The organism is Streptomyces abikoensis, from assembly GCF_014648775.1.
GTDB lineage: Bacteria > Actinomycetota > Actinomycetes > Streptomycetales > Streptomycetaceae > Streptomyces > Streptomyces abikoensis.
Genome location: NZ_BMRT01000003.1, coordinates 753,823 through 778,915 on the forward strand (window position 1 = coordinate 753,823; position 25,093 = coordinate 778,915).

The window sequence follows — 25,093 nt, forward strand, 5'->3', positions numbered from 1 at the left end:
CGGGAGAGCCGGAATCCCTACTTCCTGGGGAAGCTCACCTCCACGCGGCGGTTCTTGCGCCGGCCGTCCTCCGTGGCGTTGTCGGCGATCGGGTACTGCTCGCCGTAGCCGCGGATCTCGTACTGGATCGTGGCCGAGCCCAGGTCCTTGGCCAGCTCGCGCTGGACCATGTTGGCGCGCTCCTTGCTGAGGGAGACGCCGTGGTCGGCGTCGCCGAGGTTGTCCGTGAAGCCGAAGACGCGCAGGGCCGTCGCCTTCTGCTTCTTCACCTCGTCCGCGATCGCGCGGATGCGGGCGCGCGCGGCGTCGCCCAGGTCGGCGCTGTCCTTGTCGAAGATGACCTCCGCCTGGAGGGCGAAGGTGACGTCGACATTGGTGTCCTCGCGGCGCTCGCCGCCGTCGTCCGTCTCGACGACCGACTTGATGTCGAGGACGCGCCCCGGGGCGAGCTTCCTGCCCGGCCGGAGCTTGAGGCCCGGGGCCGTGGGGTCGAGTCTCACCGGTGGGGTGGTGTTCGCCTGGCGGCCGGGGCCCGCGTCCGCGTACGCGTTCACCGCCGCCGGGCCCGGCATCGTGACAGCGAAAGCCAGCGTCACCGCCAGGAAGGTCCCCAAGGGAATCGCTGCCGGAGTCACGCCGCTCACCCCGCTCACCCCGAGATCCTGATCCGCGCGGACGGCATCGCTGGCAGCTGGAAGTCCACGTCCGTGACGGACGCGGGCGGCGCCGGGAACTGGGCGAAGACGGGACGGCTCTCACCGGGACGGATGTTGACGAGGCCCGTGGTGCACAGGCACTCGCCGTCCGTGTCGCGCAGGACCAGATACCGCTTCTTCCCCGCCGAATCGATCAGCGAGGCGCCCGAGACCGAGGACTGCGACTTCATCTCCGTCTCCTTCGAACGCCAGGTCAGCGGCGTGTACGGCTTGCTGCCCCGGTTCGCGACCGTGCCGTTGACGGTGACGAAACCGCCCTTGTCGCGGACGGCCGACGTAAGGGTGACGACCACGCCGTCCGGGCCCTTGATCTCGCCCAGCTTCGCGCCGCCCGACGAGGACGCGGGCGCCTCCGACGACTTCGGCGCGGTGCCGTCGGGCCCGGAGCCTCTCGCCGCGTTCAGGTCGATCGTCTTCTTTCCGTCATCGTTCCCCTCACCTCCACAGCCCGCCAGAGCGAGGGATATGACGATCACAAGGGCCGCACCTGCGATACGAGAGCTCATGGTGCCGTTCCTTCACTGGTCGGACGGACGGTGGGATCACTCTGCGAGGCGTACGGCGAACAGGTCCGTCGCCTTCACCGTCGCCTCGGGACGCCTGGGGTCGATCACCAGCACCTTCCCGCCGTCGCAGGTGAGGTCGATGACCGGAGGAGGGGACGGAGCAGGGGACGGGGTTGAAGTCGAGGTGGGCGTAGGCGTGGGGGGTGTCGGACGGGCGTCGCAGCGCGGGGTCACCGTCGCCTTCGCCGTCGCCGTCGCGTGCTTGTCGCCCGTACCGGGGACGACGGACTCCCCCACCGTCCGCTCCGACGTGACCGTCACCGTGAACGAACCCGGCTCACCGCCCGGATCGCAAGTGATCGTCGGCTGGGCGCCGTTCAGCCGCGCGTAGGACTCCGCCGCCTCGCAGGCCCGGCCGTCCCGGCCGCCCCGGCCCGCGAGCCAGTCGGCCCAGCCACCGGTGCCCACCGCGCCGCCCGTACCGACCGCCAGCAGGAAGCCCGTACGGAGCTGGTCGCGGTAGTCCTGGGCGGCGGCCAGGGCGGCCGCGTCGGCGGCGGTCTGGGCGGCGTTCTTGACGGCGCCCGCCCGGCCGACGGCGAAGAAGGCGAGCGCGAGGAAGAGCAGGGCCGCCACGGCCGTGATGTACAGCGGGAACGCCTGCCCCGCGTCGCCGTGGAACCGCCGCTCGGGCGGCCGGTTCAGCCGGTGATGCGGCTGATCTGGTTGGTGATCGCCGTCGCGATCATCGTGCCGAAGTCCGTCGTCGTCAGGACGAGGATGATGGCGACGACCACGGCGATGATGCCCAAATACTCGACCGAGGTCTGTCCCCGATCGTCGGCCGAGAGTCGCAGCCGCTGGATTCGCTTGCTCCTCATGTTCTCCTCCTAGGGAGATCTCCGTACGGACCGTACGGTCCCGTTCCCTTCCCTCACCGGGAAGTTGGGACACCATCTGTCTCACCCCCGTTCGGCGGCGATGCCCTCGGACGTCGACGCCGACGACTGTCCCACATCCGATTGCAGGCGCGAAGGCCCTTCACGGTCTTCCCTCAACTCCCCCAACGGGTGGGCCCCGGCGGGCTCGGAGCAGGGGGCGGCGTGGTGCGGGGATATGTGTATGTGCTGCGAGGCGTGCGTCATGGTGGTGGTTCTCCTCTCACAGGTGGTGATCACCAGTTGGCCCTCACTCCCCCGTGATGGAGCCGAAATCCGTGCCCGAGCCCAGGAAGAACCCCGCGATCAGCAGGATCACCGTGCCCGGAACCATGAACGTCGTGATGACCATCGTCGCCTTGGGCACCGCCCTGGCCGCTCGCCGCCGGGCCAGCTGGGCGTCCGTGCGGCGCATGTCCTTGGCGATGCCGATCAGGGTGTCGGCGATGGGCGTGCCCAGTTCCTCGCCCTGCTGGAGGGCGGTGACGAACTGGGCGACCTGCTCGGAGTCATTGCGCTTGCGCAGCTCGTCGAAGGCCTGGCGGCGGGCGACTCCCATGTCCAGCTGGCGCAGCACGATCCGCAGCTCGTCCGCCCACGGGCCCTCGTAGTGCTCGGCCACCCGGTCGAGCGCCTGCCGGAAGCTCAGCCCGGCGCTCACGACGACGGCGAGGACGTCGAGGAAGTCCGGCAGGGTCCGTTCGATGGCGGCCCGGCGCTCCCGGACGGCCGCCCTGATGCCGACCTCGATCCAGAACAGGCCGAAGGCGACCATCAGCACGGCGAGCAGGGGCTGGCCCTTGGCCAGCATCACCAGCGCCCCGACGGAGCCGAGCGCGCCGTAGACGGCGCGGCGGGCCGCGTAGCGGTCGACGGTCAGGCCGGCCGGGTTGCCGGCGCGGTCGATGCGGCGCCGTACGGCCGCGACGCGCTTCTCGCCCATCAGGCGGAGCACCAGCGGCGCGTGGCGCATGCCGAGCCGGTCGACGGCCGAGCCGACGGCCGTGGTGCGCGTGGAGCCGACCTCGAGGGCCAGGACGAGGTCCGGCGGCAGTCTGGCCTCGCTGCGGACGAGCGCGATGCCGTAGCAGGCGCCTACGACGGACACGCCGGCCAGCAGCGCCAGCAGGATTCCCACGCCGCTCATCTCCCCACGCCCCGAGTCCCCACGCCCCCAGTCCCCACGTCCCGGGCCCGGCTCATACGGCGATCCTCGACATCCGGCGGATGAGGAAGAACCCCACCCCGTAGAGGCAGAAGGCCGCCACGACCGCGGCCTGCCCCAGCCAGCTTCCCGTCATCCTGTCCAGCGATCCCGGGGCGATGCGGTCCATCAGCAGCAGCGTCCCGATACCCATCAGCGGTACGACGTAGGCCGTGACCGTCACTTGCGAGAGCTGCGTCCGCACCTCGCGCCGGGTCTCCTTGCGCTCTTCGAGAGTGGCGGTGAGATTGCGCAGGGAGCTGACGACCGTGCCGCCCGCGCGATGGGAGAGGACGAGCGTGGTCACGAGCACCACCAGTTCGCGGGAGGGCAGCCGCCGGGCGAGCTCGCCCAGGGCGTCGTCGACGGAGTGGCCGACGGCGAGCCCGTCGGCGACCTTGGCGAGCTCCTCGCCCGCAGGGGCCTCCATCTCCTCGGCCGCCATGCCGAGGGCCGTGCGGAGGGCGAGCCCGGCCTGGGTGGCGTTGGCGAGGATCCGGGAGAGCTCGGGAAGCTGGTTGATGAACTTCTCGGTGCGTTTGCGGCGCTGCCACACCAGGAACGCGTGGGAGGACCAGACGGCGACGGCGGCCGCCAGCGGCCCGAAGAACGGCGCGAGGAGCAGCGCGGCGGCGATCCACAGCGCGGCCGCCGCGCCGATCGTCGCGGCTGTGAACTCGCCCACGGTGATGTCCAGTCCGGTCGCCGCGATCTCCCACTCCAGCCGTCGGCCGGGGCGGGTGGCCCTCAGCCACCGGTCCAGGCGCCGGAAGGGCCGGGCGGGGCCGGCGGGGGGTGGGGCGGGGGCGTCGGAGAGCCGGTCGACGAGCGCCTGGTGGCGGTCCCTGCCGGTGACGTACGTCCGTACGCCCGCGACGGCCAGCGTCCCGCACAGCGCGGTGGCGCCGACGGTCAGCAGTGCGAGCTCGTCCAGGTGGTCCATGTCCGCTTCCTCGGCTACCTATTCCCTCTGATGCCTTGCCGGCTCTGTCCGGTTCCTGTTCCTGGCCCGGTTCCTGTTCCGGTTCCTGTTCCGGTCCCGGTTCCTGTTCCTGTCCCCATCCCGGTTCCCCGGACGGTGAGTTCCTGGGGGTACGCGGCGACGCCGAAGGCCGGTGGTACGGGCTCGTTCGCGAGCCGTAGCCGCTCGGCGGCGCGTTCGGGGAGCGGGAAGTGCGTGAACGTGCCGCGTACGACGCGGTCGGCGCCGATGGGCTCGGCGTCGAAGCGGGCGACGGTGGCGAGGCGGTGGTCGCCGCGCCCGTCGGTCCCGTACCCGTCCTGGGCCGAGGCCAGCAGGGCTATCTCCGCGATGCGGCGCGTGCCGTCCGCGTGGCGGACGAGCTGCACCAGACAGTCCACGGCGCTGTCGATCTGGTCGCGCAGCGCCTCGTAGGGGATCTTGACCTCGGACATCGACGCCAGCGTGCGCAGCCGCATCAGCGCGTCCTCGGCGCTGTTGGCGTGGACTGTCGCGAGGGAGCCGTCGTGGCCGGTGGACATGGCCTGGAGCATGTCGAGGGTCTCCCCGCCGCGCACCTCGCCGACGATGATGCGGTCGGGGCGCATGCGCAGGGAGTTGCGGACGAGGTCGCGGATGGTGATCCGCCCCTTCCCCTCGACGTTCGGGGGGCGGGACTCCAGACGGATCACGTGCCGCTGTTGCAGTTGCAGTTCGGCGGCGTCCTCGACGGTGATGATGCGTTCGCCGTCCGGGATGAGGCCGGAGAGGGCGTTGAGGAGCGTCGTCTTGCCGGCGCCGGTCGGCCCGGAGACGACCACGTTGAACTTCGCCCGGACGAGCGCGGCGAGCAGCATCAGCATGGGCTCGTCCAGCGTGCCCGTCGCGATCAGCTCCTGGAGGGTGTACGCGCGGGGGAAGCGGCGGATGGTGAGGGTCGCGCCGTTCAGCGCGAGCGGCGGGATGATGACGTTGACGCGCTCCCCGGTGGGGAGCCGGGCGTCGACCATCGGATTCGACTCGTCCACGCGGCGGTTGACGGTGGACACGATCCGCTCGATCGTCTGCATCAGCTGCTCGTGGGAGGCGAACCGCACGGGGACGGGCTCGACGCGGCCGGCGCGCTCGACGAAGACCTGGTCGGGGCCGTTGACCATGATCTCGGTGATGGACGGGTCCTCCAGGAGCGGCTCCAGCACGCCCAGGCCGAGGGCCTCGTCGACGACCCTGCGGATCAGGCTGTCGCGTTCGGCGGTCGACAGGACGGGGCCCTCGCGGCTGATGATGTGGCCGAGCACGCGCTCCAGGCGCGAGCGGCGCTCGTCGGCGGCGAGCGCGGACATCTCGGCGAGGTCGATCTCCTCCAGCAGCTTGGCCCGGTAGACGGGGACGAGATGGCCGGGCTCCCGGCCGTCGGGGCGGGCCTCGGGGGCGGCGGTGATACGGGCGCGGAGACTCATGGGGTGGTCCTCGCCAGGGGACAGGCCATGGTGGCGCTGCGGGTGACGGTGAAGCCGGTGCCGGGGAGGAGGGGCGGGACGTCGACGGTCACGGTGGCCGTCGCCCGGTCCGCGCCGGGGGCGCAGGGGGCGGCGTCGACGTCCGCCCTGGCCGCGACCCAGGGGCTCACGGCCGCGCGGGCGGCTGCCGCCGGGGCGGTCCTCGGGGTGTCGACGGTGGCGGTCCGGGCGGCCGCGCGGGCGGCGGTGCCGGCTTGCTGGGTGGCGTAGGCGGCTATGCCCAGGTAGGCGGCGGCCAGGGCGAGGGTGAGGAGGAGGGGGAGGAAGCCGAGGAATTCGATGGAGGCCGAGCCTCGGTCGTTCCCGGGGGCTCCGCCCCCGGACCCCCGCTCCTCAAGCGCCGGAGGGGCTGGATTGTTGCCCGGAGAGGCTAAGTTCCCCATCTCTCAGTCCTCCCTCGCCACGCCCGCCGTGCTTTCCACCGTCCATGGCCAGTCGGCGGCGCCCGGGAAGAGGAGGGGGACCTTCACGCGGACGCTCGCGCTGTAGACCCCGGCCGCCGGGCCCGGTCCGCAGGACGGTTCCGTGTGCCAGGACTTCGGCATGTCCGCGCGGGCCGCCGCCGCGCAGTCGCGGCCGACGACGCCCGCGCGGGCGCCCTTGTCGGCGGCGTGCCCGGCCAGGGAGTAGCTGTAGCCGACCAGGACGCACTGCCAGACGACGGCCAGCGCGACGAGGATCAGCGGCAGGATCCCGACGAACTCCACCGCGACCTGACCCCGGTCGCCGAAACGCTCGCCGAAGCGGTCTCGTCGCCGGAAGCGGCCGCCGGCCGGGGGCACCGGGGACAGCTGCTCCGGGCCCGTGCCCGGGCCCGTGCCCCCGCCGGTGGGAGCCGTGGCAGCGCCGCCCTCTATGGCACGGCGCCTCCGCAGGCCGCCCAGCGCTGCCGGGCGTTCGGCGGCGCCCGTACGGGCCGGGGACGTGGCCAGGCCCAGTTCGCCGGCCAGGGTCCACAGGGCCTGGCGGACGCCGGAGCGGGCGTCGAGGTCCTGCATCCGGCCGGAGTCCACGGCGCCCTGGAGCTCCTTGTAGCCGGCCGGGATGGTCGTGCGGGCGGCGCGGGTGCCGGTGGAGCGGGCGATGAGGGGCGGCTGGATCTCCGCGTTGCGGGTGTGGCGGTTGACCACGGTGGTCGTCTCCTCGGCCGTGCGGATCTGAAGCCGTTCCCAGAGCCGGACCATGCGCTTGGCCGCCCTGACGGACACCACGTCCGGCGTGGTGACCAGTAACGCCAGGTCGGCCGCCTCGATGACGGCGGCGCCCGCCGCGGTGATCTGGGTGCCGCAGTCGGCGACGACGAGTTCGTAGCGGCCGCGCAGGGCGGCGGTGATCTGCCGCGCGGCGGGTTCGCCGACGTCCTCGCCGCGTTCGCCCTCGGCCGGGGCGAGGAGCAGGCCGAGGCCGGTGGGGTGGGGGAAGACGGCGTCCGCCAGGACGCGCGGGGTGATGTCGCTGATGCCGGCGAGGTCGGCGATGGACCGGCGGAACTGTACGTCGAGGTAGGAGGCGACGTCGCCGGACTGGAGGTCCAGGTCGGCGAGGGCGACGGCCCGGCCGGCGGCGGAGGCGGCCAGGGCGAGCTGGACGGCGGTGACGGTCGTGCCGACGCCGCCCTTGGCGCCGACGACGGCGACGAGCGTGCCGCCCGCCCGGTCGGAGGCGGCGCTTCCGTCAGCGGTTCCCTCGGCCGCCGCGCCCAGATGACGGCGGACCCCGCTGGCCCAGTGCGCGGCGGCCTGGACGCGGGCGCCCAGTTCCTCGTAGGTCGGCGGCAGTATGGCGAGGCCGCGCGCGCCGACGTCCATGGCGGCGGCGTAGAGGGCGGGCCCGGCGTCCGCCGACATGAGGATCACGCCGGTGGCGGGGAAGCGCAGGGCGATCTCGCGGACGCTTTCGAGGGCGGGCGCGGGCCCGAGGCGCTCGTGCACGAGGACGACCTCGGGCAGGTGGGCGATCCCGCCCGCGCCCAGCGCGGCGAGCGCGTCCAGCAGGCGGGCGGAGTCGCCGACGCCGGGCAGGACCGCCACGCCGGGGAGTCCGGCGAGCACTCCGGCGACGGCGCGGGCGGTGCCGGGGTCGCCGACGGCCGGGAGGATTCTGATCGTCACCGGGAGCCTGCCTCCTCCATCCACACTCGGGTCCTCGAATCCTCGGGTCCGGCTACTTGTCACCGTCGAGGGTGTACGTGCGGTCGCTTCCGCCGACGGGTTCCTGGCTGCCGGGGGCGACGAGGGCGAGCCGGACGTGCGAGGCGAACGACTCGGCGTAGGCGACGCGCTGGGCGTCCTTGGTGTCCAGGGCGAAGGTGATCGGCACGGCCTCGCCCGCCTGCCGGGTGGTGGCGGCGGACCGGCTGTCGCCGTCCCGCTTGAAGGGCGTGAGCTTGCCGACGTCGATGACCTGGGCACCGCTGACGATCACCTTGGAGACGGGCTTGGCGCCCTGTTCCTTGGCGTCGAAGGTGGCGTAGATGTTGACCCGCGCGCCCGGCTGGATCTTGCCGGCGACGCCCGTGGCCGCGTCGATCATGATGGCGATCTCCTGCTTGCCGGGGGCGAGGGCGGGCCGGGCGACGATCATGTCGCTCTGGAGCAACGAGCCCTTCCGCAGCGGGGTGACGGCGATCTTGCCGTGCACGGCGGAGAGGTCGGTGACGGCGGTGACGGGGAGCCAGCGCCTGGGCATGGAGATCTTCTCGAACTCGTCCGTGTCCAGGTCGCGGTAGGCGGGGATGTCGGTCTTCAGCCGGTACGCGGTGATCTCGGGTCCGGTCTTCGACTCGGCGTCGTGGATGACCGAGAACACCCCGGCGAACGCGCCGACGGCGCAGAGGGCCGACAGGAGCAGCAGGACGATGCCGCGTCGCTGGCGTGAATTCATGGGGTGGCGAACCTCGTTCGGACCGGGGTCGGGGGCGGGACGGGCATCGGGTCAGGCATCGGGGCGGGCTGCGGGTCAGGCATCGGGGCAGGCATCGAAACGGTCATCGGACGGTCGCGCCCGCTCAGCGGCCGCTCGTCGCCTGGGCGGCGTGGCGGGCGCCGGGCCCCCGGGCGACGGGCGGGCCGAGGGCGTGGGAGTGGGCGCGGGAGTGGGCGGTGCGGTCGCCGGCTGCGCCGGCCTCGCCGGTCGCGGCGTCCGCGCGCGGCACGGGCGCGGAGCAGAAACCGCAGCGGTCACCGATGAGTTCGAGGCCGCACCAGCGGCACTCCTCGCGGCGCACGGAGGTGACGAGCTGGTAGAGCACGGACGGGTCGGGGATGGCGGCCGCGAACTCGACGGCCCGCCGGTTGCCCCACCAGCGCCGGGAGTCGGCGGGCAGCGGGAGGATCTCCTGGACGCCCTGGACGCGCCAGCCCGGGGCGAGGGTGTCGGTGACCCAGTCCTCCCCGGTGCCGGAGCGGGGGCGGGAGCGGGCGACGGTCAGCCGGGTGGCGAAGCCGGGGCCGTCGGGGGTCTCGCCGGGCCCGGTGCGCAGCAGTCTGCGGGCGGGATTGACGAGGACGCCGAAGCGGGTGCCCGGAACGAGCGAGCTGACGTGCGCGCCGATGCCCACGTCCACGCGGTCGCAGCGGGCGACGGAGGACAGCTGGGCGCCCGCGTAGATGTAGTGGGTGAGCAGCCGGGCGGCGGAGGCGAGCACGCCGGGGCTGAGGTCGGAGACCGACAACTGCCGTAACTGCCGGGCCAGGACGCCGACGGCGAGCGGTGGCAGGGCGACGGGCAGCAGGGCGACGCGGTCGCTCTCCAGGACCGAGCGCACGGTGTGCAGCCGGCGGACGTAGGCGGCGGGGAGGGAGTCGGGGTAGAGGACGACGAGGTGCCCGCACTGTTCGAGCAGGAGGGCGGCCTGGGTGACGGCGGTCTCCAGGGGCTGCTCCTCGGGGGGCCGCAGCACGGCGGCCGCCGGGACGGGCCCGCCGGGCGGGGGGAGCACCAGATCGGAGCTGGTGACCGCTATCGCAATCGGCACGTCGGCTTCCCCGTTCACTCCGGCCGCGGGGGCTCCGGCGGTCGCAGATCGATACTGCCCAGTGCTGGCGCCTCCGCACTTTATCCACGAATGGAGCGGCTGAGAACAGTTCCTCGATGTTTGCCCCACGGGGTGGTGGCGGTGGTGCCGAAGCCTTGACGAAAGCATTGGTCTGGACCACATTGGCGCCACGGACGGTGGCCACCGTTCCGTATGAACACCCCCCAATCACACCTCATCGCAGCGTCAACTTCCTTCCCACCGGAGGCAGTAGTGGAACGCATACCCGACCATCGGCACCGGCCACGTCCGCCCCGCCCACCCCTCAGACGCCGACTCGGACGACGACTCGGACGACGCTTCGGCGGCGCCCTCGCCGCCGTCGCGCTCGCGACCGGCGGACTCGTGGCCCTGGGCGGTACGAGCGCGGGGGCCGCCCGGGCCGCCGCCCCGGCCGCCGACGGCCCGAATCTCGTCAAGAACCCCGGCTTCGAGTCCGGCCTCTCCTCCTGGAGCTGTACCGGCGGCAGCGGCACGACGGTCGCCTCACCCGCGCACTCCGGCTCCGCCGCGCTCCGGGCCGCCCCCACCGGCTCGGACACCGCCACGTGTGCGCAGAGCGTGAACGTGCGGCCCAACTCCTCCTACACGCTGAGCGCGTGGGTGCGGGGCTCGTACGTCTACCTCGGCGCGAGCGGGACGGGCACCACGGACGCGTCGACGTGGACGCCGAACGCGGCCGACTGGCAGCAGCTCACCACCGGTTTCACAACCGGAGCGAACACCACCTCCGTCACGGTGTTCACCCATGGGTGGTACGGGCAGCCCGCCTACTTCGCCGACGACATCACCCTCACGGGTCCCGGCGGCGGCGACCCGGGCGATCCCGGCGGCCAGGTGCCCGACGCGCCGGGCGGGCTGGCGGCCGGCGCGGTCACCGCGTCGTCCGTGGCCCTGAGCTGGCAGGCCGTGCCCGGCGCGACCGGCTACACCGTCTACCGGGACGGCGCCAGGGCACTGTCGACGACCGGTACGTCCACCACCGTCACCGGGCTGGCGGCGGCCACCTCGTACCGCTTCCAGGTGACGGCTTCCAACGCCGCCGGCGAATCGGCCGCCTCGGCGGCCGTCACCGCCACGACGGCCGGGGGCGGGGGCGGCACCCCGGGCGTGCCCCGGCACGCGGTGACCGGCTACTGGCAGAACTTCGACAACGGCGCCACCGTCCAGAAGATCGCCGACGTCCCGGCCGCGTACGACATCATCGCCGTCGCCTTCGCGGACGCGACGACCACACCCGGGGCCGTCGACTTCGCCCTCGACCCGGCGCTGAAATACCCGGAGGCGGCGTTTAAAGCGGACATCGCCGCCAAACAGGCGGCGGGAAAGTCCGTCGTCATCTCCGTCGGGGGCGAGCGGGGCGCGGTGAGCGTCAACGACGCGACGTCCGCGAACAACTTCGCCGACAGCGTGTACGCGCTGATGCGGAAATACGGCTTCAACGGCGTCGACATCGACCTGGAGAACGGGCTGAACCCGACGTACATGACGCAGGCGCTGCGCGCGCTGTCGGCGAAGGCGGGCGACAAGCTCGTCATCACGATGGCGCCGCAGACGATCGACATGCAGTCGACGTCCTCGGCCTACTTCAGGACCGCGCTCGACATCAAGGACATCCTGACCGTCGTCAACACGCAGTTCTACAACAGCGGCGCGATGAACGGCTGCGACGGGAACGTGTACGCGCAGGGCTCGGTGGACTTCCTGACCGCGCTGGCCTGCGTCCAGCTGGAGGGCGGGCTGGACCCCTCCCAGGTGGGCCTGGGGGTGCCCGCCTCGCCGCGTGGGGCGGGCAGCGGGTACGTGGCGCCGTCCGTGGTCAACGCGGCCCTGGACTGCCTCACCAAGGGGACGGGCTGTGGTTCGTTCAAGCCGTCGCGTACGTACCCGGGGCTGCGGGGCGCGATGACGTGGTCCACGAACTGGGACGCCACGGCGGGCAACGCCTGGTCGAACGCGGTGGGGGCGCACGTTCACGGTTTGCCGTAGGCGACCGGGTGCCGGACGGGCCGAGGTCAGCCCGCCCGGCACCGCAGGACCGAGCCGGTCAGCGGCGGGTCAGTTCCTCCCCCGCCGGCTTCGGGAGCTCGCAGCCCGGCAGGTCGAGGTCGATCTTGTTGCCGGTGCCGACGCACTTCGTGATGCCGTACGTCTGCTCGGCGTAGTTGATGCCCCGGCGGACGGTGACGGTGCCGTTCTCGTCGACCTCGCACGGGTTGTTCATCGTGCAGCGCTCGCCGTTCTCGTTGCCCGTGTTGTTGATGGCGACGACCTTGCCGGAGTTCACGTCGATGACGGGCGAGCCGGACGTGCCACCTATGGTGTTGCAGGACGGGGTGTAGCGGAGCGAGTCCTTCCAGGTCCAGTCGGCCTCGCGGAGCTGGTGGACGAACCCGTCGACGTTGCAGGAGTAAATGCGCTTCCAGTAGCCGGAGACGACCTTGATGGGCGTGCCGGCGACGGGGTGGTCGCCCGAGAGACGGAGGGCGTCGATGCCGTACTGCTGCTTGATCCGCGCGTAGGTGGTGTTCAGCTCGTAGAGCGTGACGTCGGTGTCCGTCATCGTCGCGTACGAGACCTTGGTGGCCTGGAGCGTGGCGACCTTGCCGGCGGTGGAGTTGAGCAGGCTGAAGGTGCGGCTGGAGGGCTGGTCGACAAGGACCTCGCCGGGGCCGGGCATGCCGGTCTCCAGGCAGTGGCCGTTGGTCATCACGAGGGCGGGGTCGTTGTCCGCCGAGCTTGGCATGCGGATCAGCGAGCCGGAACAGTTGCTCAGCGCCACGGTGCCGGCGAAGTCGACGGCTTTGGTCTTGGCCTTGGCCTGCGCGGCGGCCGGTGTGGCCGGTGCGGCCGTGGCGGGTCCGGCGCCGACGCCGGCGACGGTCGCCCCGGTGAGCAGCAGCGTCGTGAGCGCACCGACGAGAGGTCGTCTCATGGGGGGTGGTCCTCTCCGTTCAGAAGTGCATCCGGTTTTGACGTGTGCATTGTTGGGGCCGGTGTGGGCGCCCGGCAATCAAGCGGTCTGAAGTGGTGGGGAAGTTGGCCTGTTTCCCTCGCACACTTCTCCTTGACCCGCTCATGACATCCCTCGAACACTGGGGAGGATCGGCACAGCGAACACCCCCCTCATTCGTCGCACGAACGCCCCTCAGGAGGCCGCATGCGACCCCACACCCCCCGTACCCGCAGGAGCCACGGCCGGTGGGCCGCCGCCACGGGCGCCGCCCTGCTCACCCTGGCCATGGCCGCCCCTGCGTCCTCGCACGGCGCGGACCGCCCGGACCGCTCGAACGGAACCTTCTCGAACGGAACGTTCTCGAACGGCACCCGGACGGACGGCACTCACGCGGATGAGATCCGTGCGAACGACACCCGCTCGTACGAGGTCGCCGGGCCGAGAACCGCCGCCCAGCGCACCGCCGTCGCCGCGACCGGCGTCTCGGTCGACGCCGTGCGGAAGGACTCCGTCGTCGTCACCGCCAACGCCGCGCAGGTCGAGCGCATCCGCGCCATGGGCCACCGGGTGACGGCCCTGCCCGGCGCCCCGGACCGCGGCCGCGCCGCCCAGCCGTACGACTTCCCGCCGGCGGACTCGAAGTACCACAACTACGCCCGCGCCATGGCGGAGATCGACGCGGACATCGCCGCGTACCCGTCCCTCATGAGCAAGCAGGTCATCGGCAAGTCCTACGAGGGCCGGGACATCATCGCCGTGAAGGTCACCAACGGCTCGGCGCCGACGGACGCCGCCAAACCCGAGGTCCTCTTCACCCACCACCAGCACGCCCGCGAGCACCTGACCGTCGAGATGGCGCTGTACCTGCTCAAGGAGTTCGGCTCCCAGTACGGCAAGGACGCGCGCGTCACCAAGATGCTCGACAGCCGGGTGATCTGGATCGTGCCCGACGTCAATCCCGACGGCGGCGAATACGACATCGCCACCGGCACCTACCGCGGCTGGCGCAAGAACCGGCAGCCCAACGCCGGTTCGAACTCCCGGGGCACGGACACCAACCGCAACTGGGACTACAAGTGGGGCTGCTGCGGCGGCTCGTCGGGCAGCACCGGCTCGGAGACCTACCGCGGCTCCGGCCCGGAGTCGGCCCCCGAGGTGAAGGTCGTCGCGGACTTCGTCCGCAGCCGCGTCGTCGGCGGCAAGCAGCAGATCAAGGCCGCCATCGACTTCCACACCTACAGCGAGCTGGTGCTCTGGCCGTTCGGCTGGACGCACGACGACACGGCGCCCGGCATGACGCAGGACGACCGCGACGCGTTCGCGACCGTCGGGAAGTCCATGGCCGCGAGCAACGGCTACACGCCGGAGCAGTCCAGCGACCTGTACATCACGGACGGGTCGATCGACGACTGGCTCTGGGGCAACCAGAAGATCTTCGCCTACACCTTCGAGATGTACCCGGACTCGAGCGGGGCGGGCGGCGGCTTCTACCCGCCGGCATCGGTCATCGACCGCGAGGTGGCGCGCAACCGGGAGGCGGTGCTCCAGCTCCTGGAGAACGCGGACTGCATGTACCGGTCGATCGGGAAGGAGCAGCAGTACTGCTCATGACCGCCCCGCTCCGCCCCTGCTGGGTCCGGGCCCGCTGACGTCCGGGCCCGCTGAGGCTCAGCCCAGGACCGCGAGCGCGTCGATCTCGATCAGGAGGCCCTTCGGCAGGCCGACGTAGACCGTCGTCCGGGCCGCGGGGGCCTCCTTCAGGTCGGCGAAGTAGTCGTTCCAGATCTCGTTCATCTCCGCGAAGTGCTCCGTGTCCGTCAGGTAGACGCGCAGCATCACCACGTCCTCCCAGCTCGCGCCGCCCGCCTCCAGCACGGACCGGACGTTGGCCAGCGTCTGGAGCGTCTGCTCGCGCAGACCCGGGCCGGCGACGACGGGGCCGTCCTGCCCGGGCTCGGCGGGCAGGAAGCCGACCTGCCCGGCGACCTGGAGGATGTTCCCCTTGCGCACGCCGTGCGAGAACGTGGCGGGCGGGGTGGTGTGGCCGGCGGGGGTGACGGCGGTTTTGGAGATCTTGTCGCTCATGGCATCGCTTTCGTCGGGGAAACGGTGGACGGGAGTGAGATTCCGGAGTACTCGGCGCTGATCGCGTCCGCTGTGCGGCGCAGCAGCGGCAGCAGGGCGAGGAGTTCGTCGGAGGAGACGACGACGTTGGGCGCCGAGACCGAGCAGGCGGCGACGACCCGTCCGTCCGGGCCGCGGACGGGGGCGCCGACGCAGTTGATGGACTCCTCGTGGCCGCCGAAGTCGGTGGCCCAGCCGCGTTCCCGTACGGCGGCCAGCTCCTGGAGGAAGGCGGTGGCGTCGGGGGTGGAACGGGCGGTGTAGGCGGGGTAGTCGAGGCGCCCGGCGACGGCGCGGCGCTCGGGCTCGGGGAGGTCGGCGAGGAGCAGCTTGGCCACGGCCGCCACGGTGATCGCCACGGGCTTGCCGATGCGGGAGTACATCCGTACGGGGTAGCGGCTCTCGACCTTGTCGATGTAGAGGACCTCGTCCTCCTCGTACACCGCGAGGTGGACGGTGTGGCCGCACTTCTCGTTGAGGGCGACGAGGTGGGGGTGGGCGATCTCCCGGATGTCGAGGCTCTCGACGGCCTGCTGGGCGAGGGCGAAGAGGCGGGCACCGAGGCGGTAGCGCTGGTCCTGCTGCCGGTAGACGATGCCGTGCTCGTGGAGGGTGCGCAGCAGGCGCAGCGCGGTGGACTTGTGCACGCCGAGGCGGCCCGCCACCTGTTCGAGGTTGGCGGGGCCCTCGGCGAGCAGCGGCAGGATGCTCAGGGCGCGGTCGACGGTCTGGCTCATGTGCGGGGGTTGTCCTTCGTCCGTGTGTCCGTGGTCCAGCCCGGGGCGAGTCGCAGTCTTCCCCAGGCGGCGGCGTCCAGTCCCGCCAGGGCGTCCGCGAGGGCGGTGGGCGGCGGTTCGGCGAGGTCGCCGGGGACGGTGAGGGCTGCGGCGGCCATGAGGTGGCCGTACCGCAGGCGTGCGGGCAGCGGGAGTCCGCGCAGGGTGGCGGAGAGGAAGCCGGCCGCGAAGGCGTCGCCCGCGCCGACGGGCGCGACGACGTCGACGGCGGGCGCGGGCACGGAGACGACGGCTTCACGGGTGTGGGCCGTGGCCCCGGCGGCGCCCTGTTTGACGACGAGCACGGCGGGTTCGGGCAGGGCGGCCCGTATCGCTTCGGGGGCGCCGTCGATGCCCCAGGCGGCCTCGGCCTCGTCCTCGCCGACGAAGACGATGTCGCAGGCGCGGGCGAGCTCGGCGAGGACGCGCGGGCTCGTTCCGGTGTTCCGCCACAGCGCGGCGCGGTAGTTGACGTCGAAGGAGAGCAGCGGGCCGCTGCCGGGGGCCCGGTCGACGAGCTCGCGGAGCAGGGCGAGGCAGTCGGGGGAGAGGGCGGCCGTGATGCCGGTGAGGTGGAGGATCCGTCCGGCGTGGGCGGCCGTGCGGGGGATCAGGGCGGGCGACATCGCGGAGGCGGCCGATCCGGCGCGGTAGTAGAGGGTCTCCGCGTGGTGCGGGGCGGTCGCGCCGGTGGTCGTGGGCCGCTCCCCCGCCGTCCGGAAGTACACGCCGGTGGGGCGGGCGGGGTCGTACTGGACGTGCGTGGTGTCCACGCCGTGGGCGGCGACGGCGGTCACCAGGTGGGTGCCGAAGGCGTCGGCGCCGACGCGGCTGATCCAGCGGGCGCGGTGGCCGCTACGGGCCAGGACGCAGGCGACGTTCGACTCGGCGCCGCCGATGCCGCGGTCGAAGGAGGGCACGTCGGCGAGGCGTCGCCCTGCTCCGGCCGGGCCCGGGCGGAGGACGACCATCGACTCGCCGAGGCACACGACGTCGGGGCCGCTCACCACATCCCCCTACCGTTGACCCGGCACTTGCGGGGATGTTAGACACCGTGCAGCGCCACACGCAATGAACGTTGCGGTAATTGCAACGCACCCACCGCACCGCACCCTCGAACCTTTGGGGAGGCCCCATGGCCAGCACGGCCCGAACGGCCAGCACGGCCGGCACGCCCGCCGCCATAGCCACCGACGCCGTCGCCGAGCTCGCCCGGGAGCGGGTGGACCACCGCTTCAAGGGGCTGCCCCCGGACGCGGACGGCCGGAGCGTCGGCGAGCTGGCGGCCGAGCGGCGCTCGCTGTTCACCGGCGGCTTCACCACGCCCGTGCTGGCCCTCTCCGCCGAGGCGCTGGACCACAACCTCGGGCTCATGGAGCAGTGGTCCGCACGGCACGGCCTGGCCTTCGCCCCGCACGGCAAGACGTCGATGGCCCCGCGGCTCTTCGAGCGCCAGCTCGACCGCGGCGCCTGGGGCATCACCGCCGCCACCCCCGCGCAGGTCCGCGTCTACCGCGCCTTCGGCGTGCGGCGGATCTTCCTCGCCAACGAGGTCGTCGACGCCGCCGCGCTGCGCTGGCTCGCGGCCGAGCTGGCCGCCGACGCGGAGCTGCGGATCGTCACCTACGTCGACTCCGTGCGCGGCGTCGAGCTGATGGACGCCGCCCTGCGCGACGCGGGCGCGGGCCGCCCGCTGGACGTCGTCGTCGAGCTCGGCGCGGAGGGCGCCCGTACGGGCGTCCGCACGGAGGCGCAGGCCGAGGCCGTCGCGGACGCGGTGGCCGCCACCGGCACCCTGCGCCTGGTCGGCGTCGCCGGCTACGAGGCCGAGATCCCGGACGCGGACGCCGAGGCCGTCGACGCGTGGCTGCGCCGGCTGACGGGGCTGGCGGTCGCCTTCGACAAGGCGGGCCGCTTCGCCGGGGTCGAGGAGATCGTGGTCAGCGCGGGCGGCAGCGCGTGGTTCGACGCCGTCGCGAGGGTCTTCGCGGAGCTTCCGCCGCTGTCCGCGCCGGTGCTCAAGCTGCTGCGCTCCGGCGCGTACGTCACGCACGACGACGGCCAGTACCGCCGCAAGACCCCCTTCAACCGCCACCCCGACGAGGGCGCCCTCCACCCCGCCTTCCGCCTCTGGGCCCAGGTCGTCTCCCGCCCCGAGACCGGCATGGCCTACCTCAACGCGGGCAAGCGCGATGTCTCCTACGACCTGGACCTCCCGGAACCGCAGGTCGTCCGCTCCGCCCGCGACGGCTCCCTCCGCCCGGCCACGGGCCTGACCGTCACCCGCCTCGCCGACCAGCACGCCTTCGTCTCCCTCACGGGCGAGGAAGCGGAACGGCTGGAGGTCGGCGACTGGGTGGGCCTGGGCCTGTCGCACCCGTGCACGGTCTTCGAGAAGTGGCCGCTCATCCCACTGGCGACGGCGGACGGAACGGTCACGGAGTACGTGCGGACGTTTTTCTGACGGATGCCGCCGGTTGTGGGCAGTCGTTCCGCTGGGCTGGGGGCACCTCCCAGCGGTAGCTGGGGGAGGGTGGGCACAACCGGCCCACGGACCGCACCGACCGGGGTCCGGGGCGCAGCCCCGGGAAACGGGAAGGGGCGGGACCGGGGAAGGGACCACGCATGGACCTCGTCATCCGCGACGCCCGCGTAGTGGACGGCACCGGCCGCCCCTCCTACCGCGCCGACGTCGCCCTCGCCGACGGCCGGATCGCCGAGATCCGCCGTCCGGGGGCGGGCCCCAGACCATGGGCCCCCCGCACCCTGGACGCCACCGGCCTCGCCTTGTCCCCCGGCTTCATCGACATGCACGCCCACAGCGACCTCGCCCTCCTCCGCGACCCCGCCCACACCGCGAAGGCCGCGCAGGGCGTGACCCTGGAGGTCATCGGCCAGGACGGCCTGTCGTACGCGCCCGTCGACGACCGCACCCTCGCCGAGGTGCGCGCCCAGATCACCGGCTGGAACGGCGACGGCGCGGACATCGACTTCACCTGGCGCACCGTGGGCGGCTACCTGGACCGCCTCGACCACGGCTTCGCCGGCGAGGGCATCGCCGTCAACGCCGCCTACCTCGTCCCCCAGGGCACCGTCCGCATGCTGGCCGTCGGCTGGGAGGACCGCCCGGCGACGGCCGCCGAACTCGACCGCATGAAGCGCCTGGTCGCCGAGGGCCTGGAGCAGGGCGCGGTGGGCCTGTCCTCCGGGCTCACCTACACCCCGGGGATGTACGCCGACGACGCCGAGTTAGCCGAGCTGTGCCGGGTCGTGGCGCGGTACGGCGGCTACTACTGCCCGCACCACCGCTCGTACGGGGCGGGCGCGCTCCGGGCGTACGCGGAGATGATCGAGCTCTCCCGGACGGCGGGCTGCGCCCTCCACCTGGCGCACGCCGTCATGAACTTCGGGGTGAACGAGGGCCGCGCCCCCGAGCTGCTGGCCCTGCTGGACGCCGCGCTGGCCGACGGCGCGGACGTCTCCCTCGACACCTATCCCTACACCCCCGGCTCCACCACGCTCGCCGCGCTGCTCCCGGGCTGGGCGGGCGAGGGCGGCCCGGAGGCGGTCCTGGCACGGCTGCGCGACGACGCCACGGCCGCCAGGATCCGGCACGCGCTGGAGGTGACGGGTTCGGACGGCTGCCACGGGGTGACCGTCGACTGGGAGAGCGTGGAGATCTCGGGCGTCTGGGACTCGGCCCTCGCGCCGTATGTCGGCCGGAGCATCGCCCGCTCGGCGCACGAGCGCGGCGAGGAGCCATGGGCGACGGCCCGCCGGCTCCTGCTCGAAGACCGGCTGGGCCCCACGATCCTCCAGCACGTCGGCCACGAGGAGAACGTCCGCACGATCATGCGGCACGCGGTGCACACGGGCGGCAGCGACGGGATCCTGCACGGCGCGAAACCGCATCCGCGCGCCTACGGAACGTTCCCGCACTACCTCGGCCACTACGTCCGCGAGCTGGGAGTGCTCTCCCTGGAGGAGTGCGTGGCGCATCTCACGTCGCGTCCGGCGGCCCGGCTGAGGCTGCCGGACCGGGGCTTGATCCGCGAGGGACACCGCGCCGATCTCGTTCTCTTCGATCCGGAAACGGTTGCGGCCGGTGCCACTTTCGAAGCCCCACGGACGCTTCCGACCGGCATTCCTTATGTCCTGATTGCCGGACGCTTTGTGATGGAAGACGGACACCGGACGGACGTACTGGCCGGACGGACAGTACGGCGCACGCCGACGAGCTGACCAGGGCGTTACGGGCGAGCCGCGTGGGACCAAAGCGACGGAAGAAAGCGCGCGCACAGCGTGTGGCGCCCCCGTATGGTGGCCGTCATGCAGGTGATCCAGTCAACGAAGCTCGCCAACGTCTGCTACGAAATCCGTGGCCCGGTGCTCGAGGAGGCCATGCGGCTGGAAGCGGCAGGTGAGCGCATCCTCAAGCTGAACACCGGCAACCCGGCGATCTTCGGTTTCGAGTGCCCGCCCGAGATCCTCGAGGACATGCTGCGCAACGTGGGCGACGCCCACGGCTACGGCGACGCCAAGGGTCTGCTCTCCGCCCGCCGCGCGGTGGTGCAGCACTACGAGACCAAGGGCATCGAGCTGTCCGTCGAGGACGTCTACCTCGGCAACGGCGTCTCCGAGCTGATCCAGATGTCGATGCAGGCGCTGCTCGACGACGGCGACGAGGTCCTCGTCCCCGCGCCGGACTACCCCCTGTGGACCGCGTCCGTCTCCCTCGCGGGCGGCACGGCGGTGCACTACCGCTGCGACGAGCAGTCGGACTGGATGCCGGACCTGGCCGACATCGAGAGCAAGGTGACGGACCGCACCAAGGCGATCGTCATCATCAACCCCAACAACCCCACGGGTGCGGTCTACGACGACGAGATGCTGCGGTCCCTCACGGAGATCGCCCGTCGCCACAATCTGATCGTCTGCTCCGACGAGATCTACGACAAGATCCTCTACGACGGCGTCACCCACACCCCGACCGCCGCCATCGCCCCGGACCTGCTGACCCTCACCTTCAACGGCCTGTCCAAGGCGTACCGGGTGGCGGGCTACCGCAGCGGCTGGATGGCGGTCTGCGGCCCCAAGGCCCACGCCGACAGCTATATCGAGGGCCTGACGATCCTCGCCAACATGCGGCTGTGCGCCAACATGCCCGCGCAGTACGCGGTGGCCACCGCGCTCGGCGGCCGGCAGTCGATCAACGACCTGGTACTTCCGGGCGGCCGGCTGCTGGAGCAGCGCGACGTGGCGCACGAGCTGCTCACGCAGATCCCGGGCGTCACCTGCGTCAAGCCGAAGGGCGCGCTCTACGCGTTCCCCCGGCTGGACCCCAAGGTCTACAAGATCAAGGACGACCGGCAGATGGTCCTCGACCTGCTCCGGGCCGAGAAGATCATGGTGGTCCACGGCACGGGCTTCAACTGGCCGGAGCCGGACCACTTCCGCCTGGTCACCCTGCCCTCCGCCAAGGACCTGGCGGACGCGGTCACCCGGATCGGGAACTTCCTGGACGGCTACGGACAGCCGTAAGGCCACTCCACTCTGCTAACCGAGACAACTTTAGACTGGGTCTAAGTTAGGATGGCCTTCAGAGGTAACTCAGGAGGCCATCCATGTACGAGCCGACCCGCACCAAGCACACGGTTTGCACGCACGGGCCGCACCGCTCCCGCGAGGAGGAGCTCACCATCCGGCTCGCCGGCCACCTCACGGCCCTGCTCACCGTGACGGACGAGCTCCGCGCGCTGACCCCGTCGCCCGAGCTGGACGACGCCGCACGCCGCCTGGCCCTGCGCGTGCGGCACCTGCGCGGCAGCGCCCCGCTCCGCGCCCGGCCGACGACCCCCACCGCCACCCCGACCCGCGTCACCGCCCTCCACCAGCGCGCCCACACCCTCGCCGGCCAGGCCCTGGTCGTCGCCACCCAACGCGGCGACGCCACGGGCGCCACCCTGGCGGCCGAACGCCTCCACGCCCACGCGGCGGAACTGGGCATCACGGACGCGGTGTAGCGCCCGTGCCGACTTCCGGGCAGGGCAGACCGGGGGCGGCGCGGTTGGGGGAGCAGGTCACGAGGGCGACGGAGTGGAAGACGGTGCCGTTGAGGTAGTGGCCGAGGGATACGTCGCCTCCCCACGCCAGCCGCTCCACGGCGGCCTTCACCAGGACAACCAGCCTGGTCACCTCCCGGTCTTCCTCGGAGGCGAACCGGGGTGCGAACTCGGCGAGCTGGAGGCCGAGCCATGCGCCGGCATCCTTGGGCTCCTCCCACGTCCCCCGGATCATCGAGGGCGGTTTCATCAGCCAGTGCGCCGTCTGGATCGGCGGCACGTCAGAGGTGGGGAAGGTGGCCACCGCCTCCCGGTACCGGTCGACCACATCCTTCTCACTGCTCGCGGTCGGGGCCTGGCCGGGCGGTCTGCGGATGCTCTCCTTGTCGAAGGTCTTCTTCTCCCCGAGCCATGCGTAACCGTGGTGGTGCACCGCTGCTCCGTTCCATGGAATGGCGTCGGCCCCGCCCGTCGGCGCGAGGGCGGGGCCGTCAGTTCAGGTGGTCCGGATGGTTCAGGCGGACAGTGTGAAGCGGTCGGGGTCGATGCCCGCCGCGTTCAGCTCCGCCGTGGTGAAGCGCAGCGGTGTGGTGTCGGGGCACTTGCTGTCGCCCAGGGCCCACCCGTCCGGCCCGATCTTCGCGAGCGTCACGCACGCTTCGCCGTCCGGGTGGGTGTTGCCTCCGCACGCCTTGGAGAACGCGGCTCCCTCGATCGGGAGCTCGTACAGGTCGGTCATCGGTATGTCCTTCCTGATGTGCCTGACGGCCGCTGGAGGCCGTCCTCCGCCCGCAGTGGGCGGAAGCCTTGAAGGTGGGTGCTCCGGCTTCCCTGGGTCCGGAGCGGTGCCCTCACCGCCCAGGGCGGCACCCCAGCCAAGGGGCGGACCGGGGGAGAGAACCTGAGCACGTCAGCCCAGACGGGACACGTCCTGTCCCTGTTCAAGCCTTGTCCGGTCGGGGGCTTGCCTGTCACTCCGCCGGGGAGACGCCAGTGACAGGGGCCATCACACCGCAGCCGTTCCCGACGCGGGCACTGTCCCGCATGTCGGTACACCACCACGGGTGGACCAGAAGCCCGCTCAATGGTTCCCCTGCGGACCGGGTCGAGAGACCTCACGTCGCAGCGGCAGACCACGCACTTCTCCCCCTGGGGCGCGTAGGTCACGTACTCCCATTCATCGGTCCCGGCCGCCATCACGTACCCCTTCACTGCCGTCTGTGCGCGTCAGGAGTCGATGGTGTCCGGGCCGGGGCGTCGGGATCTAGCTGGTTTCCTGTTCGTGCAACAACTCATCTCGGATACGCACCAGCATGGCGCGCATGTCGTCACCGGACAGAGCCGCCGACGCGAAGCGCTCGAACTTCTCGACATACAAGGAAACATCCCGGGGATCGGTGACAACGATCTCAGCATGGATCGTCTCGACCGTCACGGTCCTGTCGTCCCGGATGACGAATGCGTGGTTGGCGATGTCCGGTTGTGGCGCCGACAGGGGAACGGTCCGAATGTCAATGTTGCGGAGGCGCGAGAGGGAAACGAGTCGGTCCAGTTGTTCCGCCATCCTGGCGGCCGACACAATCCGCCATCGCAGCACGGACTCGGTGATGACGAAGTGGAGGTCCTTGGCTGAGTCGTAGAGCACCTGCTGGCGGTCGATCCTCGCGCTGATGGTGCGGGTGAGAACCTCCTCGCCAAGGTTATGCCGAGCAAGAATGGCCCGTATGTACTCGGGCGTTTGAAGCAGTCCCGGGATCAGGGCCGGTTGGAAGAGGCGCAGCACGGCCATCTGGGCCTCTAGCGATCTCGTCTGCTCCTGCGCCTTGTGCACGCCCATCCGACGGACCAGGCGCCAGGCCGTGGCTTCCGTGGACGCCGCCCGGGCGACTTCCAGGTACTCGGCCTTGACCTCGTCCGAGACCCCGATGGCGGTAAGGATGCGTTCGACGTCCGCCGGGGACGGTGCGGCCTTGCCCGTTTCAATCTTGCTGAGCTTGCTTGTGGACATCACAGCGCTGCGGGCGACGGTTTTGGCCTCCTTTCCGGATGCCTGCCGAAGCGCCCGCAGCGCTGCTCCGAGCTGCCCTTTGTTCACGCGCCGGCGTGCTTCTCCCACCAGTCGGAGAACGGCTCGGCGTGCGCCAGCGCTGTATCCCGGATGGTGACGAAGTCTTGTGCCCGGCTGTCAGGCATCGTTTCCCGCCCTGTGACGGCTCCTGTGTCGTCGTAATGCATGACGACTGCCGTTCTCTCGTCGAAGAGCCAGAAGTCTCCTGCCCCTTCGAGCGGGTTTGGCTTGTTCGTCGCATCAAGGATGAAGAACTCTTCGCCCCCGGTCGCGTTCTTCCGGTATCCCCAGCCGAGTTCGAACCGAAGATACGGCGTGAGGGGGCGCGACAGGATGTGCACGCGGTAAACGCGCTTTCCGAGGTTCGTGAGGGTCCGGAGTTCCGACACCCAGGCTTCGTTGTAGTCGTCGGGCTGTGGCTGCCCGGAGAGGAAGGCTCGGTAGGCGTCCACGTTGCCCGACCCGCTGTAGTCGGCGAGGGTCTCCAGCCTGAATGCTTCTCGCTCGAAGGAGTCGAACAGCTCCCCGAGAGTCTTAAGCGTCACGGAGGCCCTTCCGGATCAGGTCGAACACGAGCTGCATCGGGATCTCCACGAGGGTCTCGTGCGCCGGAATCTCCAGGCCGTGATCGGTAGGCGTCTCACCCTGGACCAAGAGGGTGTCCCTGTCCGTGGCGTAGATGGTTGGGCAGTCCTTGATGTCGCACGTGCTCACGAGCTTGGTGACCTTCACGCTGCTCCCTCCCCGGTCTGCTCCGGTGTGTCCGGTTCGATGCTTCCGACCTCGCAGGGTGAGGCGCAAGAGGTTCCGGTTTCCGAAACGGGAAAGCGGGGCGGGAGGGGGTGAGCGGCGGCGCGTCGCAGCCTCACCGCTACCCGCATGGGCGCAGCGCCGCTCGTGCTGTCGCCACGCCCCATGTGGCAGCAGAATGGGGCGTCTCCGTGGCGGTCGGGGTGGTGGTTTCCGCTGCCTGTTCCCGGCGGCAGGCCGGGCACAAGGTCTCCTCCGCCACCGGGCGGAACAGGCGCGGCTGGACGTGCTCGCCCCGGCATTCGCGCATGCTCGCCACGCGCGGCTCGATGGCAGGGTTTCCTGGACCCGCTGCTCAGTGAACGACGGCATCGGCGGCAGCTTGCGCGTCAGGCGGTTGCGGGCGAGGGCCGCTGCCGAGTGGACGCGTTCGGGAAGTCCCGAGGTCAGCGCCTCACGGAGGTCGGTCAGCGAAG

The 25,093-nt window shown here is 71.7% G+C and carries 26 protein-coding genes; 6 read left to right on the forward strand and 20 right to left on the reverse strand.

Annotation, left to right across the window (positions count from 1 at the left end; translation table 11 throughout):
• Nucleotides 1-17: 17 nt before the first annotated feature.
• From IE096_RS13670 to IE096_RS13720, 11 genes are all read right to left on the reverse strand, one after another.
• Entirely contained in the window at nucleotides 18-572 is a 555-nt protein-coding gene (locus tag IE096_RS13670) for an OmpA family protein (protein WP_189451791.1), read from the reverse strand.
• A gap of 77 nt (nucleotides 573-649) precedes the next feature.
• On the reverse strand, nucleotides 650-1,222 hold the full coding sequence (locus IE096_RS13675) for a hypothetical protein (protein WP_189451686.1): 573 nt from the start codon (nucleotides 1,220-1,222) through the stop codon (nucleotides 650-652).
• Nucleotides 1,223-1,258: 36 nt separating this feature from the next.
• Nucleotides 1,259-1,927, reverse strand: a complete 669-nt coding sequence (locus IE096_RS13680; RefSeq protein WP_189451792.1) for a pilus assembly protein TadG-related protein — start codon at nucleotides 1,925-1,927, stop codon at nucleotides 1,259-1,261.
• On the reverse strand, nucleotides 1,924-2,103 hold the full coding sequence (locus IE096_RS13685) for a Flp family type IVb pilin (protein WP_189451793.1): 180 nt from the start codon (nucleotides 2,101-2,103) through the stop codon (nucleotides 1,924-1,926). Before IE096_RS13685 ends, IE096_RS13680 begins: the two co-directional genes overlap by 4 nt.
• Nucleotides 2,104-2,410: 307 nt before the next feature.
• Nucleotides 2,411-3,307 carry a DUF5936 domain-containing protein gene (locus IE096_RS13690; protein ID WP_189451687.1) on the reverse strand — a complete coding sequence of 299 codons (897 nt, stop codon included), beginning with the start codon at nucleotides 3,305-3,307 and terminating at the stop codon, nucleotides 2,411-2,413.
• A 52-nt stretch (nucleotides 3,308-3,359) separates the two neighbouring features.
• Nucleotides 3,360-4,307: a type II secretion system F family protein gene (locus IE096_RS13695; RefSeq protein WP_189451688.1), complete on the reverse strand. Its 948-nt coding sequence runs from the start codon at nucleotides 4,305-4,307 to the stop codon at nucleotides 3,360-3,362.
• A 14-nt stretch (nucleotides 4,308-4,321) separates the two neighbouring features.
• On the reverse strand, nucleotides 4,322-5,785 hold the full coding sequence (locus IE096_RS13700; protein WP_189451689.1) for a TadA family conjugal transfer-associated ATPase: 1,464 nt from the start codon (nucleotides 5,783-5,785) through the stop codon (nucleotides 4,322-4,324).
• A complete protein-coding gene (locus IE096_RS13705) occupies nucleotides 5,782-6,228 on the reverse strand; it encodes a TadE/TadG family type IV pilus assembly protein (protein WP_189451690.1) in 447 nt (148 codons plus the stop codon). The genes IE096_RS13700 and IE096_RS13705 overlap by 4 nt, the downstream gene beginning before the upstream one ends.
• Before the next feature lie 3 nt (nucleotides 6,229-6,231).
• Nucleotides 6,232-7,956: a CpaE/TadZ family protein gene (locus IE096_RS13710; protein WP_189451691.1), complete on the reverse strand. Its 1,725-nt coding sequence runs from the start codon at nucleotides 7,954-7,956 to the stop codon at nucleotides 6,232-6,234.
• A gap of 52 nt (nucleotides 7,957-8,008) precedes the next feature.
• Entirely contained in the window at nucleotides 8,009-8,728 is a 720-nt protein-coding gene (gene cpaB / locus IE096_RS13715; RefSeq protein ID WP_189451692.1) for a Flp pilus assembly protein CpaB, read from the reverse strand.
• 124 nt (nucleotides 8,729-8,852) lie between these two features.
• Entirely contained in the window at nucleotides 8,853-9,821 is a 969-nt protein-coding gene (locus tag IE096_RS13720) for a hypothetical protein (RefSeq protein ID WP_229820145.1), read from the reverse strand.
• 273 nt (nucleotides 9,822-10,094) lie between these two features.
• Here IE096_RS13720 and IE096_RS13725 point away from each other — a divergent pair, with 273 nt between their 5' ends.
• Nucleotides 10,095-11,870: a chitinase gene (locus tag IE096_RS13725; RefSeq protein ID WP_373298107.1), complete on the forward strand. Its 1,776-nt coding sequence runs from the start codon at nucleotides 10,095-10,097 to the stop codon at nucleotides 11,868-11,870.
• 58 nt (nucleotides 11,871-11,928) lie between these two features.
• Here IE096_RS13725 and IE096_RS13730 read toward each other — a convergent pair whose 3' ends face one another.
• Nucleotides 11,929-12,816, reverse strand: coding sequence for a trypsin-like serine peptidase (locus tag IE096_RS13730; RefSeq protein WP_189451694.1), 888 nt, complete (start codon nucleotides 12,814-12,816; stop codon nucleotides 11,929-11,931).
• Nucleotides 12,817-13,041: 225 nt separating this feature from the next.
• Here IE096_RS13730 and IE096_RS13735 point away from each other — a divergent pair, with 225 nt between their 5' ends.
• Nucleotides 13,042-14,448 carry a M14 family metallopeptidase gene (locus tag IE096_RS13735; protein ID WP_189451695.1) on the forward strand — a complete coding sequence of 469 codons (1,407 nt, stop codon included), beginning with the start codon at nucleotides 13,042-13,044 and terminating at the stop codon, nucleotides 14,446-14,448.
• 57 nt (nucleotides 14,449-14,505) lie between these two features.
• On the opposite strand, the gene IE096_RS13740 is transcribed toward IE096_RS13735, so the two are convergent.
• From IE096_RS13740 to IE096_RS13750, 3 genes are read right to left on the reverse strand one after another with little or no spacing between them, the layout of a single operon-like run.
• Entirely contained in the window at nucleotides 14,506-14,922 is a 417-nt protein-coding gene (locus tag IE096_RS13740; RefSeq protein WP_189451696.1) for a RidA family protein, read from the reverse strand.
• Nucleotides 14,919-15,698 (reverse strand): IclR family transcriptional regulator, encoded by a 780-nt coding sequence (locus IE096_RS13745; RefSeq protein ID WP_189451697.1) that lies wholly within the window; start codon nucleotides 15,696-15,698, stop codon nucleotides 14,919-14,921. The genes IE096_RS13740 and IE096_RS13745 overlap by 4 nt, the downstream gene beginning before the upstream one ends.
• Nucleotides 15,695-16,708 (reverse strand): sugar kinase, encoded by a 1,014-nt coding sequence (locus tag IE096_RS13750; protein WP_189451794.1) that lies wholly within the window; start codon nucleotides 16,706-16,708, stop codon nucleotides 15,695-15,697. Before IE096_RS13750 ends, IE096_RS13745 begins: the two co-directional genes overlap by 4 nt.
• Before the next feature lie 164 nt (nucleotides 16,709-16,872).
• Between IE096_RS13750 and IE096_RS13755 the strand changes: the two genes are divergently transcribed.
• The 4 genes from IE096_RS13755 to IE096_RS13770 all read left to right on the forward strand — a co-directional run bounded on the left by IE096_RS13755 (nucleotide 16,873) and on the right by IE096_RS13770 (nucleotide 21,760).
• Nucleotides 16,873-18,201: an alanine racemase gene (locus IE096_RS13755; protein WP_189451698.1), complete on the forward strand. Its 1,329-nt coding sequence runs from the start codon at nucleotides 16,873-16,875 to the stop codon at nucleotides 18,199-18,201.
• A 161-nt stretch (nucleotides 18,202-18,362) separates the two neighbouring features.
• Nucleotides 18,363-19,979 (forward strand): N-acyl-D-amino-acid deacylase family protein, encoded by a 1,617-nt coding sequence (locus IE096_RS13760; RefSeq protein WP_189451699.1) that lies wholly within the window; start codon nucleotides 18,363-18,365, stop codon nucleotides 19,977-19,979.
• An 87-nt stretch (nucleotides 19,980-20,066) separates the two neighbouring features.
• Nucleotides 20,067-21,278, forward strand: coding sequence for a pyridoxal phosphate-dependent aminotransferase (locus tag IE096_RS13765; RefSeq protein ID WP_189451700.1), 1,212 nt, complete (start codon nucleotides 20,067-20,069; stop codon nucleotides 21,276-21,278).
• A gap of 83 nt (nucleotides 21,279-21,361) precedes the next feature.
• The gene (locus tag IE096_RS13770; RefSeq protein WP_189451701.1) at nucleotides 21,362-21,760 is read left to right on the forward strand and encodes an SCO4983 family protein; all 399 of its coding nucleotides are present in this window, start codon (nucleotides 21,362-21,364) and stop codon (nucleotides 21,758-21,760) included.
• On the opposite strand, the gene IE096_RS13775 is transcribed toward IE096_RS13770, so the two are convergent.
• The 5 genes from IE096_RS13775 to IE096_RS13795 form a co-directional block, all read right to left on the reverse strand.
• Complete coding sequence (locus IE096_RS13775) at nucleotides 21,744-22,232, reverse strand: hypothetical protein (RefSeq protein WP_189451702.1); 489 nt, start codon at nucleotides 22,230-22,232, stop codon at nucleotides 21,744-21,746. The two genes, IE096_RS13770 and IE096_RS13775, sit on opposite strands and share 17 nt — an antisense overlap.
• A gap of 81 nt (nucleotides 22,233-22,313) precedes the next feature.
• The gene (locus tag IE096_RS13780) at nucleotides 22,314-22,538 is read right to left on the reverse strand and encodes a DUF397 domain-containing protein (RefSeq protein ID WP_189451703.1); all 225 of its coding nucleotides are present in this window, start codon (nucleotides 22,536-22,538) and stop codon (nucleotides 22,314-22,316) included.
• A 525-nt stretch (nucleotides 22,539-23,063) separates the two neighbouring features.
• Nucleotides 23,064-23,894 (reverse strand): helix-turn-helix domain-containing protein, encoded by an 831-nt coding sequence (locus IE096_RS13785; RefSeq protein WP_189451704.1) that lies wholly within the window; start codon nucleotides 23,892-23,894, stop codon nucleotides 23,064-23,066.
• Nucleotides 23,891-24,412 (reverse strand): DUF6879 family protein, encoded by a 522-nt coding sequence (locus IE096_RS13790; protein ID WP_189451705.1) that lies wholly within the window; start codon nucleotides 24,410-24,412, stop codon nucleotides 23,891-23,893. The genes IE096_RS13785 and IE096_RS13790 overlap by 4 nt, the downstream gene beginning before the upstream one ends.
• Complete coding sequence (locus tag IE096_RS13795; protein WP_189451795.1) at nucleotides 24,402-24,599, reverse strand: hypothetical protein; 198 nt, start codon at nucleotides 24,597-24,599, stop codon at nucleotides 24,402-24,404. The genes IE096_RS13790 and IE096_RS13795 overlap by 11 nt, the downstream gene beginning before the upstream one ends.
• Nucleotides 24,600-25,093: the final 494 nt, after the last annotated feature.

Excerpts from the sequence above, each read along its gene's own strand:
- IE096_RS13670 (WP_189451791.1), bottom strand. The coding sequence starts at position 572 with ATGCCGGGCCCGGCGGCGGTGAACGCGTACGCGGACGCGGGCCCCGGC.
- IE096_RS13675 (WP_189451686.1), bottom strand. The coding sequence starts at position 1,222 with ATGAGCTCTCGTATCGCAGGTGCGGCCCTTGTGATCGTCATATCCCTC.
- IE096_RS13685 (WP_189451793.1), bottom strand. The coding sequence starts at position 2,103 with ATGAGGAGCAAGCGAATCCAGCGGCTGCGACTCTCGGCCGACGATCGG.
- IE096_RS13690 (WP_189451687.1), bottom strand. The coding sequence starts at position 3,307 with ATGAGCGGCGTGGGAATCCTGCTGGCGCTGCTGGCCGGCGTGTCCGTC.
- IE096_RS13695 (WP_189451688.1), bottom strand. The coding sequence starts at position 4,307 with ATGGACCACCTGGACGAGCTCGCACTGCTGACCGTCGGCGCCACCGCG.
- IE096_RS13700 (WP_189451689.1), bottom strand. The coding sequence starts at position 5,785 with ATGAGTCTCCGCGCCCGTATCACCGCCGCCCCCGAGGCCCGCCCCGAC.
- IE096_RS13705 (WP_189451690.1), bottom strand. The coding sequence starts at position 6,228 with ATGGGGAACTTAGCCTCTCCGGGCAACAATCCAGCCCCTCCGGCGCTT.
- cpaB (WP_189451692.1), bottom strand. The coding sequence starts at position 8,728 with ATGAATTCACGCCAGCGACGCGGCATCGTCCTGCTGCTCCTGTCGGCC.
- IE096_RS13730 (WP_189451694.1), bottom strand. The coding sequence starts at position 12,816 with ATGAGACGACCTCTCGTCGGTGCGCTCACGACGCTGCTGCTCACCGGG.
- IE096_RS13735 (WP_189451695.1), top strand. The coding sequence starts at position 13,042 with ATGCGACCCCACACCCCCCGTACCCGCAGGAGCCACGGCCGGTGGGCC.
- IE096_RS13740 (WP_189451696.1), bottom strand. The coding sequence starts at position 14,922 with ATGAGCGACAAGATCTCCAAAACCGCCGTCACCCCCGCCGGCCACACC.
- IE096_RS13745 (WP_189451697.1), bottom strand. The coding sequence starts at position 15,698 with ATGAGCCAGACCGTCGACCGCGCCCTGAGCATCCTGCCGCTGCTCGCC.
- IE096_RS13750 (WP_189451794.1), bottom strand. The coding sequence starts at position 16,708 with ATGGTCGTCCTCCGCCCGGGCCCGGCCGGAGCAGGGCGACGCCTCGCC.
- IE096_RS13755 (WP_189451698.1), top strand. The coding sequence starts at position 16,873 with ATGGCCAGCACGGCCCGAACGGCCAGCACGGCCGGCACGCCCGCCGCC.
- IE096_RS13760 (WP_189451699.1), top strand. The coding sequence starts at position 18,363 with ATGGACCTCGTCATCCGCGACGCCCGCGTAGTGGACGGCACCGGCCGC.
- IE096_RS13765 (WP_189451700.1), top strand. The coding sequence starts at position 20,067 with ATGCAGGTGATCCAGTCAACGAAGCTCGCCAACGTCTGCTACGAAATC.
- IE096_RS13770 (WP_189451701.1), top strand. The coding sequence starts at position 21,362 with ATGTACGAGCCGACCCGCACCAAGCACACGGTTTGCACGCACGGGCCG.
- IE096_RS13780 (WP_189451703.1), bottom strand. The coding sequence starts at position 22,538 with ATGACCGACCTGTACGAGCTCCCGATCGAGGGAGCCGCGTTCTCCAAG.